This is a genomic window from Azohydromonas aeria (assembly GCF_009760915.1).
Taxonomy (GTDB): Bacteria; Pseudomonadota; Gammaproteobacteria; order Burkholderiales; family Burkholderiaceae_C; genus Azohydromonas; species Azohydromonas aeria.
In genome coordinates, this window is the sequence record NZ_VIDQ01000144.1 from 1 (window position 1) to 9,711 (window position 9,711).

The following is a 9,711-nucleotide window of genomic DNA, read 5'->3' on the forward strand; positions in this document are numbered from 1 at the left end:
CCAGCACGGCGGTGCCCTGCGCGCCGGCCGACGCCTCGGCCACAGCCACGCCCATGCCGCCGCTGCCGCCCGGCCGGGCGGTTGCGCCGGCAGCCGCGGCTGGCGCGCCGGTAGGCGCGGGCAGCGGCGCGGACACCGCGGCGGCCCTGCCGTCGGGCACTGGCGCCGCCGCCCGGCGCGCCAGGGCCAGGATCAGCGCCACCGCGGCATCGACCTCGAACGGCTTGGCGATGAAGCCGTCCATGCCGGCGGCGGTGGCGGCCTCGCGCTGGGCCGGCAGCGCGCCGGCGGACAGCGCCACCACCGGCAGCCGCGCCAGCGCCGGGTCGCGGCGGATCTCGCGCACCGCCTCGTAGCCGTCCATGCCGGGCATCTGCACGTCCATCAGCACCAGGTCCACCGCGTCGGGCCGCGCGCGCAGCCGGCGCAGCGCGTCCTCGGCGTCGGCGGCCAGCGCCACCTGTGCTCCCAGGCCGCCGAAGACGCCCTGCGCGACCTCGCGGTTGATGGCGCTGTCGTCCACCACCAGCAGGCGCAGTCCGCGCAGCCGCGTGCCGTCCGCCGAGGCCGGCGCCGCCGCGGCGGTGGTCGTGGCAGTGGCAGCCGGATTCGGCGGCGGCGCGGCCGCGGGCTGCACGCCGGCCAGCAGCATGGCCGGCGTCACCGGCTTGGTCAGGATCGCGTCGGCCACGGCGCCGGTGCCGTCCAGCAGCACCTCGCGCAGCGCCGCCACCGCGGCGGCGCGCGCCAGCAGCACCAGCGCGGGAGCGCGGCCGGTGACGGTGGCGGCATCGGCCGCCGCCTCGTGCAGCCGGCGCACCGCGGCCAGGCCCTCCGGGCCGGGCGCCGGGACGTCGAGCAGCACCAGGTCGAAGCCGCGGTCCGCGGCACGCGGCCGGGCCACGGCCAGCGCGGCCTGTGCGGCGTCGTCCACGGCATGCGCCTTCCAGCCCAGCAGCGCCGCGCTGCGCAGCATCGCCTCACGCAGCGCGCCGGGCGCCGCCGCCACCAGCACCCGGCGCGTGGCGGCGCCGTCGCGCGCGACGGGGGCGGTGGCCCGGGACCCGCGCACCAGGCGCACGGTGAACCAGAACTCGCTGCCCCGGCCGGGCGTGCTGTCCACGCCCATGTCGCCGCCCATGAGCCGAACCAGGCGGCGGCTGATGCTCAGCCCCAGCCCGGTGCCGCCGAAGCGGCGCGTGGTGCCGGCATCGGCCTGCGCGAAGGGCGCGAAGATGGCCTCGCGCTGCGCCGCGTCGATGCCGATGCCGGTGTCGCGCACCGAGAAGCGCAGCAGCACGCGGTCGGCTTCCTCGACCTCCAGGCGCAGCGCCACCTCCACCAGGCCGCGCTCGGTGAACTTCACGGCGTTGCCCACCAGGTTGACAAGCACCTGCTCCAGCCGCAGCGCGTCGCCGCGCAGCTGCTCCAGGCCCGGGGGCGGCGGCTGGATCACCGGCTCAATGTCCTTGCCCGCGGCCATGGTGCCCAGCACGGTGGCCACGCGGTCGAGCACCTCGCCCAGCGCGAAGGGCACGTCCTCGAGCTCCAGGCGCCCGGCCTCGACCTTGGAGTAGTCCAGGATGTCGTTGATGAGCCCCAGCAGCGAGCGCCCGGCGCTGTGCAGCTTGCGCACCAGCTCGCGCGGCTCCGGGCCCAGCTCGGACTTCTCCAGCAGGTAGGCCAGGCCCAGCACGGCATGCAGCGGCGTGCGGATCTCGTGGCTCATGCTGGCCAGGAAGCGGCCCTTGGCCTGGTTGGCCGACTCGGCCTCGCGCACCCGCAGCGCCAGCTCCGCATTGAGCCGCGTGCGTTCCAGCAGCAGCGCCTCGACGGCACTGGCGGCGCGCTCGCGCCCGGCGATGGCCGCGCGCTGGCGCCGCGCCGCACGCCAGATCAGCCCCGTGGCGATGGCCGTGACCAGCACCACCAGCAGGCCCAGCCCGGCCACGGTCCAGGCCGTGTCGTGCCAGGCGCCCAGGTAGTCGGCGGTGGCCAGGCCGACGATCACGTAGAACGGGTACTTCTGCAGCCGTCGGTAGGCGTTGCTGCGCTCGACGCCGTCGAACGGCGTGACGGCGATGTAGCTGCCGCCTTCCGGGCGCTCCTGCAGCGCCGCGCGCAGTTCCGCGGAGGTGTTGCGGGTGCCCACGCCGTCCTTGGGCGGGGGCACCCGGTGCACCAGCGCCAGGTCGGCGGTGCGCAGCGTGGCCGCGCCGTTGGGGCCCAGCTCGATGGCCATGGCCTTGCCGAACTCGCTCGTCGCCACGTTCGCGTACACCACGCCCGCGAAGCTGCCGTCGCTGGCCTGCAGCCGCCGCGCCAGCACGATCACCGACTGCTGCGAGATGCGCGCGAACACCGGACCGGACACGATCAGCGCGGAATTGCGGCTGTCGCGGGCGAGGCGGAAGTAGTCGCGGTCCGCGATGCTGACCGGCGCTTCCCGCGGCACGCCGGAACCCCAGCGCACCACGCCGTCGGCGCCGGCCGCGCGCAGGCTCAGCGCCTCGGGCAGCAGCGCCTGCTCCTCGGCCAGCAGGCGGTTGAAGCGGTCGGCGTGCACCGGGCCCTGTGCCGCCTGCTGCGCGTACTGCGACGCCGCGGTGCGCAGCACGATGTCGGCCTTGTCGAACACGGCGCTGACCTGACGCTCCAGCAGCGCCGCGAAGTTCTGCGTCGCCGCGGTGGCGCGGGCGCGCACCTGCTGCCGGTCCTGCCACAGCGTCAGCGCCACCAGCAGGCTCACCAGCACGGTGATCGTGACCAGGAAGCCCAGGTACGGCAGCCACGACACCGGCACGGGCTCCGACGCCCGAGCCGCCGCCCCGGAAGGCGGCGCAGCGGCCGGCAAGTCGGCCTGAGCGGCGGGTGGGTGGGAAAGAGCCAATGGAGTCCCTCGACTTCGCGACAAAGTGTAAGTCGAGGCCCCTGGACGGGGGGCTGCGCAATTGCAACAGCGGCGCGCGGGCCGGCGCGCGGGCCGGCCCGCGCGCCGGCGGGAGGATCAGTCGTCGCGCAGCGGGTCGTGGCCCCAGTTCATAAGCGACCAGCGCCAGCGCGTGTCGCGCACGTCGCCTTGCGGGCGCTGCGCCAGGTGGCGGTGCACGTAGCCGACGACCTTGCGCATGTGGTCGAGGTCGTCGTCGTCGAGCTGCGCGTGCTTCTTGCGCAGCAGCGCGACGATGCGCCGGCCCGAGTGATGGCCCACCGACTCCTGCTCGCCCTCGTGGGTGAAGCCGACCTGGCTGGACTCTTGTGTCTGGAGCCAGCGCTCCAGCGTCGAGGGCGACATGTTCACCGCCTCCTGGAAGGCCCGGATGGTGGCGGCGCGGTCCTGGGTGGCGTGTTCGTGCGCCATGGTCAGACCTTCTTCAGCGCATCGGCCTTGTGAATGGCCTTGTGGCCGGTCTTGGCGCTTTGCACCTCGTACTGCGGCTCGTCCTTCGAGGCCTTGGCCGTGTGCCCGCCGGCGTGGGCCTCGCCGGTGACCTTGCGCGTCACGGTGCCGCGGGTGGTGCCCTGCGAGGTGTTCCATTCCACCTCGTCGCCTTTCTTGAACTCGGACATGGCGCTGCTCCTTTGCTCTTGGCCGGCGACGTTGCCGGCGGTCCATGGCGCGAACAGAGCAACGGCCGTGCCTTGGACCCGGGACAAGCCCGGGTTCCGACCGCGGGCGCGGCGCGCGGCGTCAGGGCCGTGGCGGCACCCCGGCGCGCTGCTGCGCGGCGCGCGCGATGTGCGGAGGCAGCCGGTCGAGCAGGAAGCGGATGGCCAGCGGCACCAGCACCAGGTCGTCCACCACGCCCAGGATGGGAATCGTGTCGGGCAGCAGATCCACCGGCGACAGCAGGTACAGCGCCACCAGCGCCGTGCCCCATTTCAGCCAGGCCGGCGCCTCGGGATGGCGCAACGCGAACCACAGGCGCCGCGCATCGCCGCGCACCAGGCTCCACAGCAGGGTCACTCGCTTCCACATGTCGGGTCTCCGTCAGGGCTGGAATGGCCGCCCAGGCCCTCCAGGTGGGGCATGTGACGGGCCGGGCAAGGGGACGCGAACCAGCCGTAACAACGGCGCCGCCCGCGCTCCCGGGATTGGAGCGGCGAGCGGCGTGCCGGTTCAACGCCGCCGCGAAAGCTTGCCCTCGGCCGCCGCCGCCGCGCGTACGGCGCTTGCCGCGCAGGCCGTGTCGCCGCTGACGCAAGGAGCCCGCCATGGGACTGCTCGACCAGATGCTCGCCGGCCAGGCTGCTGGCATCACGCCAGCGCAGGAGACGGACGGCGAGGGCGCCGCCACCGGGCCCGACGCCGTGCTGCAGGCGCTGCTGCCGGTGGTGCTGGGCATGCTCGCCGACCGGCGCGGGCCGGGTGCGGCTGCCGCCGTGCCGCAGGAGGCCGCGCGCCAGGCGCCGGCGGCGTCCGCGGCGCTGGGCGGCGTGGGCGGCCTGGCCGGGCTGCTGGCGCGCTGCTCGCGCCATGGCCAGGGCGCGCTGGCCAGTTCCTGGGTGCTCAACGGCGCCAACACGGCGCTGACGCCCGAAGCCGTGTCGGCGCTGTTCACGGCGCAGGAGCTGGGCGAGATCGCGGCGCGCGCCGGCGTCAGCGAGGACGAGGCGCGGCGCGGCCTGGCCCGGCTGCTGCCCGAGGTGGTGGACTACTTCACGCCCACGGGCGAGCTGCCCGAGCGCGGGCAGCTGCTGGAGCGCATCACCGACTACGAGAAGCGGCTGCCGCACTGACGCGTCCGGGGCGCGCCCGCGCCGCGGCATCGGAACCGGTGATGGCAAGGGGCTTGCTGGTTGGATTCCCATAGCCCATCGGCAAGCCGGGAGACCGCATGTACATCGTTCCCACCATCCGCCTGGCGCGGGCGCAGGACGCGCTGCGCATCGCCTGCATGTCGCGCGACTTCATCGAGGAGGGCCTGGGCTGGAGCTGGCGGCGCGAGCGCGTGCTGCGCGCCATGGGCGATGCGGCCACCAACGTCGCCGTGGCGCAGGGCGACGCCGGCGTGCTGGGCTTCGGGATCATGGAATACGGCGAGCAGCAGGCGCACCTGTCGCTGCTGGCGGTGCTGCCGTCGCGACGCCGCCAGGGCGCGGGCACGCGGCTGATGCAGTGGCTGGAGCAGCCGGCGCGCGTGGCCGGGCTGGAGAAGATCCGGCTGGAGGCGCGGGCCGACAACCCGGACGCGCTGGCCTTCTACCGGCGCCTGGGCTTCGAAGTCACCGGCCGCGCGGTCGGCTACTACGGCGGCGTGGTGGACGCCGTGCGCCTGGAGAAGTCGCTGCGCGGCGGCTGAGCGCTCCCGGGCCGTCGCGCCGGCCGGGCCGCCGGGAAGGCCGCGACGGCCGGCGCGCGCGGCGGCGTCAAGGTCGCTGGTCGGAGCGCGCGGCCAGGTGGACGGCCAGCGCGAAGCCGTTCATGGCGATGCCCAGCACGCCCAGCACGACGAAGAAGTCCCGCAACGGCAGCGACGAGCGGTACAGCAACAGGACGCCGATCAGGTTGAGCCCCAGGCCGATGATGGCCATGGCGATCGGGTGCTTCAGATGCAGTTTTTTGCTGGACAGCAGCATGTTGCGCCCCTTCAAAACAGAGCCCGGCGCCGCGTGGCCGGCGCCGTCGATTCACCGCGCCCCGAACCCTGCCGCGACGGCGCGCCGCCGCGGCTGGAACTTCGAGTGCCGGACCCACGATGCCAGTGGGAATTCCATCTCTCCAAGCCCGAAAAATGGGGGTTTTGAAGCAGGCAGCGTGCCGGCGGATAAATCCGCAAGACTGGCTTCAGGGTTATTGCAAGAAAACAGGCCAATATCCAAAAGGCGCGTAAATACTCAGGAGTTTGAGTGAAACCCGGGCGCCGCCGCGGCGGTCGGCGCGACAGCGTGCGGCCGGCGCGGTGACAGCAGCAAAGCCCGCGCGACAGGCGGTTCACGGCTTTACATAAGCTGCATTGGTTGACTTTTGCGCGCGGCAGTGCGGTGTCGGCTTGCCCGGGCGGCGCGTCGCGCGCCGCCTGCCGCGGCGGTCTGGCGCGGGCAACGGCCCGGCGCCTGCCACGGGTTAGCCATCTAAAGATAATCGGGGCCGCTTCCATCTGCCTGCGGCATGGCGGCATCATGGTGCACTCGCTGGCCGCCCCCGCTTTCCTGCCGACACGAAACCCATGCCCGATCAGCACCGAGACCGCCCGCCCGCAAATTCGGCCGGTGCTCCTCAATATACGGAGGAACGTTTCCGCCTCCTCGTGGACAGTGTCCAGGACTACGCGATATTCATGCTCGACGAGCAGGGCCGCGTGCAGACCTGGAACGCCGGCGCGCAGCGACTCAAGGGGTACGAGGCCGCCGAGATCATCGGGCGGCCGCTGGAGACCTTCTATCCGCCCGAGGTGGCGGCGCGCGGCTGGCCGCGCGAGGAGCTGGAGCGCGCCGCGGAAGCCGGCCGCTTCGAGGACGAGGGCTGGCGCGTGCGCAAGGACGGCAGCCGCTTCTGGGCCAGCGTCGTCATCACCGCGCTGCGCGAGGCCGACGGCCGGCTCAGCGGCTTCGCCAAGGTCACGCGCGACCTCACCGAGCGCAAGCGCCACGAGGAGGCGCTGCGCCGCAGCGAGGAGCAGTTCCGGCTGTTGATGGAGGCGGTGCAGGACTACGCCATCTTCATGCTCGACCCTGCCGGCCACGTGCTGACCTGGAACGCCGGCGCCCGCGCCATCAAGGGCTACGCCGCCGAGGACGTGGTCGGGCGGCACTTCTCGATGTTCTTCACCGCGCAGGACGTCGCCGCCGGCGCCCCGCAGCGCGAGCTGGAGGCCGCGCGGCTGCAGGGCCGCGCCGAGGCCGAGGGCTGGCGCGTGCGCAAGGACGGCACGCCGTTCTGGGCCAACGTCGTCATCACGCCGGTGCGCGACAAGGACGGCGTGCTGCGCGGCTTCGCCAAGGTCACGCGCGACCTCACCGAGCAGCGCCGCATGGCCGAGCTGGAGCAGTCGAGCCGGCGCATGCAGGAGTTCCTGGCCATGCTCGCGCACGAGCTGCGCAACCCGCTGGCGCCCATCCGCCATGCCAGCGACATCCTGCAGATGTACTCGCCGCTGCCCGCGCCGCTGGTGCGCGCGCGCCAGATCATCGACCGCCAGCTCACGCACCTGACCCGGCTCATCGACGATCTGCTCGACGTGGCGCGCGTGGTCAACGGCAAGATCGTGCTGCAGAGCGCGCGGCTCGACCTGCGCGACGTGGTGACCGCCGGCGCCGAGGCCCTGCGCCCGGTCATATCCGCGCGCACGCAGCACCTGGCGCTGAACCTGCCCGACACGGCCGTGCCGGTGCTGGGTGACGAGACCCGGCTGGCGCAGGCGCTGCAGAACCTGCTCAGCAACGCCTCGCGCTACACGCCGTCCGGCGGCGACATCGCCGTGGCGCTGCGCATCGACGGCGAGGACGCCGTGGTCACGGTCAGCGACACCGGCCACGGCATCGAGCCGCAGGCGCTGGAGCGCATCTTCGGCCTGTTCGAGCAGGGCGACACGCCGCGCGAGCACGGCGACAGCGGCCTGGGCATCGGCCTGGGCCTGGCGCGGCGCCTGGTGGAGCTGCATGGCGGCGCCCTGGGCGCCAGCAGCGAGGGCGTGGGCCGCGGCAGCGTCTTTACCTTGCGGCTGCCGCTGGCCGAGGCGGACGGCGCGGCGGCGTCACCGCAGCCGCCGGCGAAGGCGGCCGGCGTGGCGCCGGCCGATGCCTGCCGCGTGCTGGTCATCGACGACAACCGCGACTCGGCCGACACCATGGTGTCGCTGCTGGAGCTGCTGGGACACCCGGCGCGTGCCGTCTACGGCGCGGTGCCGGCGCTGGCGGCGGCGCGGGAATTCGGCCCGCACCTGGTGCTGCTGGACCTGAACATGCCCGACGGCAGCGGCTTCGAGGTGCTGGACCGGCTGCGCTCGCTGCCCGGCGCCCGCCCGGTGGTCGCGGCCATGACCGGCTACGGCCAGCACGCCGACCGGGCGCGCACGCAGGCCGCGGGTTTCGCCTTGCACCTCACCAAGCCCGTGGGCCTGGACGATCTGCGCAAGGCGCTGGCACTGGCGCTGGTCCAGCCGCGGTCGGTGGCCGACTGAGCCGGCCGCGCTGAAAGCCGCGCGGCCGCCGAGGGTTCATCAGGCCGCGGGCTTGGCCGGCGCCTGCTCGCTCCACAGCACGCCGCCGGTGGCCCAGTCGTGGCGCGCCACGTCGTAGAAGACGACGTCCACGCCGCCGGCGCTGCCGCCGAGCACGCGCACGCAGGCTTCGGTGAGCTCCTTGGCCAGCGCGGCCTTCTGCTCGGGGGTGCGGCCTTCGAAAAGTTCGACTCGCAGGGTCGGCATCGATGTACTCCTTGTTGGTTGATGCACGGGAAAGAAAGAGGGGAGAGCGTGACCGCTCAGTCGCGGAAGCCCGGCGTCAGCCGATCGGCGCGGCGCAGCAGCGCGGGCCACTCGACGTCGCCGTCGCGTTCGCTGCCGTCGCCCACCCATTGCCGGTAGGTGCGCTCGGCCAGCTCGTGCGGGGCGGCGCGGATGCGCCCTGCCCCGGCGGCCATGGCGCGCAGCTGCGCCTGCGCCGCGCGCTCCAGGATGTGCATGAGCATGAAGGCCTCGGCCACGCTGCGGCCCACGGTGAGCGTGCCGTGGTTCTCCAGGATCAGCCCGTCGAGCGGGCCCAGCGCCGCGACCATGCGCTGCCGCTCCTGCTCGCCCAGCGCTAGGCCCTCGTAGCCATGGCGGCCGAGCCGCCCGTACAGCCGCATGGCCCATTGCGAGGTCGGCTGCAGCCCCTCGGGCAGCATCGACAGCGCCACGCCCCAGGGCGCGTGCAGGTGCACCACGCACTCCACGTCGGCACGCGCGGCATGCACCGCGCCGTGGATGGCGAAGCCGCTGGGGTTGACGCGGCGGCCGCTGCCGTCCACGACGCGTCCCTTCACGTCCACCTTGACCAGGTCCGAGGCGCGCACCTCGTCGAAGGCCAGGCCGAACTCGTTGAGCAGGTACACGCCCGGCTCGCCCGGCACGGCCGCGGAGATGTGGGTGTAGACGGTGTCGTCCCAGCCGGCCAGCGCGGCCAGGCGGTAGGCGGCGGCCAGGTCGATGCGCACGTCGCGCTCGGTGCGCGGCGCGCGCGCGGCGGAGCCGGCCCCGGGGGCGGGCGTGGCGGCGGTCGTGGCGGCGGTCGTGGCGGATGCAACGGTCATGGCTTGACGAACTTGAGCACGAACTGGTCCTTGGGCTGCAGCGGCACGGGCGTGTTGCGGTCGCGCGGGTCGTTGGGGTTGCGCAGGAAGTCGCCCTGCGCCGCGAGCCTGAAGCCGGCGGCCTCGACCTCGGCGCGCAGGAACGCCTCCTCGATGCGGTGCAGCGTGCCGGACTCGGAGATGCCCGTGCCCGGCCGCCCGGCATGGTCGGCGATGACGTACAGGCCGCCGGGCTTGAGGGCACGCAGTATGGCGCGGTTCATGCGCGCGCGGTCCACGCCCAGGAAGCCCAGGTCGTGGTAGTTGAACATCAGCGTGACCAGGTCGAGCCCGCCCTCGGCGACCTCGGCCGGCACGGGCTCCTCGAAGTTGCGCACCACCGGCACGATGGGTGCGGCCGCAACGCCGGCGGCCTGCAGCCGCTGCCCGCGCTGGGCCAGCGCCTCGGGCGAGGGCAGGCGCGGCGCCGGCGCGCT

The 9,711-nt window shown here is 73.9% G+C and carries 11 protein-coding genes; 3 read left to right on the plus strand and 8 right to left on the minus strand.

What is annotated here, in order from left to right; translation table 11 throughout:
- The 4 genes from FJ694_RS35380 to FJ694_RS35395 all read right to left on the minus strand — a co-directional run.
- Positions 1 to 2,797 (minus strand): hybrid sensor histidine kinase/response regulator (locus FJ694_RS35380; RefSeq protein WP_157272210.1); only part of this gene is annotated, 2,797 nt, incomplete at its 3' end.
- A gap of 210 nt (positions 2,798 to 3,007) precedes the next feature.
- Entirely contained in the window at positions 3,008 to 3,361 is a 354-nt protein-coding gene (locus FJ694_RS35385; protein ID WP_157272211.1) for a DUF3140 domain-containing protein, read from the minus strand.
- Positions 3,362 to 3,363: 2 nt separating this feature from the next.
- A complete protein-coding gene (locus tag FJ694_RS35390) occupies positions 3,364 to 3,570 on the minus strand; it encodes a hypervirulence associated TUDOR domain-containing protein (RefSeq protein WP_157272212.1) in 207 nt (68 codons plus the stop codon).
- 121 nt (positions 3,571 to 3,691) lie between these two features.
- Positions 3,692 to 3,979, minus strand: a complete 288-nt coding sequence (locus FJ694_RS35395) for a YkvA family protein (protein WP_157272213.1) — start codon at positions 3,977 to 3,979, stop codon at positions 3,692 to 3,694.
- A 236-nt stretch (positions 3,980 to 4,215) separates the two neighbouring features.
- Between FJ694_RS35395 and FJ694_RS35400 the strand changes: the two genes are divergently transcribed.
- Positions 4,216 to 4,740, plus strand: coding sequence for a YidB family protein (locus tag FJ694_RS35400; RefSeq protein ID WP_157272214.1), 525 nt, complete (start codon positions 4,216 to 4,218; stop codon positions 4,738 to 4,740).
- A gap of 98 nt (positions 4,741 to 4,838) precedes the next feature.
- Positions 4,839 to 5,303 (plus strand): GNAT family N-acetyltransferase, encoded by a 465-nt coding sequence (locus FJ694_RS35405; RefSeq protein WP_157272215.1) that lies wholly within the window; start codon positions 4,839 to 4,841, stop codon positions 5,301 to 5,303.
- 67 nt (positions 5,304 to 5,370) lie between these two features.
- Here FJ694_RS35405 and FJ694_RS35410 read toward each other — a convergent pair whose 3' ends face one another.
- Positions 5,371 to 5,580: a hypothetical protein gene (locus FJ694_RS35410; protein WP_157272216.1), complete on the minus strand. Its 210-nt coding sequence runs from the start codon at positions 5,578 to 5,580 to the stop codon at positions 5,371 to 5,373.
- Positions 5,581 to 6,170: 590 nt separating this feature from the next.
- Between FJ694_RS35410 and FJ694_RS35415 the strand changes: the two genes are divergently transcribed.
- A complete protein-coding gene (locus FJ694_RS35415; RefSeq protein ID WP_157272217.1) occupies positions 6,171 to 8,123 on the plus strand; it encodes a PAS domain-containing hybrid sensor histidine kinase/response regulator in 1,953 nt (650 codons plus the stop codon).
- A gap of 39 nt (positions 8,124 to 8,162) precedes the next feature.
- On the opposite strand, the gene FJ694_RS35420 is transcribed toward FJ694_RS35415, so the two are convergent.
- From FJ694_RS35420 to FJ694_RS35430, 3 genes are all read right to left on the minus strand, one after another.
- Positions 8,163 to 8,369, minus strand: coding sequence for a 4-oxalocrotonate tautomerase (locus FJ694_RS35420; protein ID WP_157272218.1), 207 nt, complete (start codon positions 8,367 to 8,369; stop codon positions 8,163 to 8,165).
- A gap of 56 nt (positions 8,370 to 8,425) precedes the next feature.
- On the minus strand, positions 8,426 to 9,235 hold the full coding sequence (locus tag FJ694_RS35425; protein ID WP_157272219.1) for a class II aldolase/adducin family protein: 810 nt from the start codon (positions 9,233 to 9,235) through the stop codon (positions 8,426 to 8,428).
- Positions 9,232 to 9,711 (minus strand): class I SAM-dependent methyltransferase (locus FJ694_RS35430; protein ID WP_198321174.1); only part of this gene is annotated, 480 nt, incomplete at its 5' end. The genes FJ694_RS35425 and FJ694_RS35430, both read right to left, overlap by 4 nt.

What these genes read in the sequence shown, in the direction of transcription:
- FJ694_RS35385 (WP_157272211.1), bottom strand. Translation starts at nt 3,361, where the DNA reads ATGGCGCACGAACACGCCACCCAGGACCGCGCCGCCACCATCCGGGCC.
- FJ694_RS35390 (WP_157272212.1), bottom strand. Translation starts at nt 3,570, where the DNA reads ATGTCCGAGTTCAAGAAAGGCGACGAGGTGGAATGGAACACCTCGCAG.
- FJ694_RS35395 (WP_157272213.1), bottom strand. Translation starts at nt 3,979, where the DNA reads ATGTGGAAGCGAGTGACCCTGCTGTGGAGCCTGGTGCGCGGCGATGCG.
- FJ694_RS35400 (WP_157272214.1), top strand. Translation starts at nt 4,216, where the DNA reads ATGGGACTGCTCGACCAGATGCTCGCCGGCCAGGCTGCTGGCATCACG.
- FJ694_RS35405 (WP_157272215.1), top strand. Translation starts at nt 4,839, where the DNA reads ATGTACATCGTTCCCACCATCCGCCTGGCGCGGGCGCAGGACGCGCTG.
- FJ694_RS35410 (WP_157272216.1), bottom strand. Translation starts at nt 5,580, where the DNA reads ATGCTGCTGTCCAGCAAAAAACTGCATCTGAAGCACCCGATCGCCATG.
- FJ694_RS35415 (WP_157272217.1), top strand. Translation starts at nt 6,171, where the DNA reads ATGCCCGATCAGCACCGAGACCGCCCGCCCGCAAATTCGGCCGGTGCT.
- FJ694_RS35420 (WP_157272218.1), bottom strand. Translation starts at nt 8,369, where the DNA reads ATGCCGACCCTGCGAGTCGAACTTTTCGAAGGCCGCACCCCCGAGCAG.
- FJ694_RS35425 (WP_157272219.1), bottom strand. Translation starts at nt 9,235, where the DNA reads ATGACCGTTGCATCCGCCACGACCGCCGCCACGACCGCCGCCACGCCC.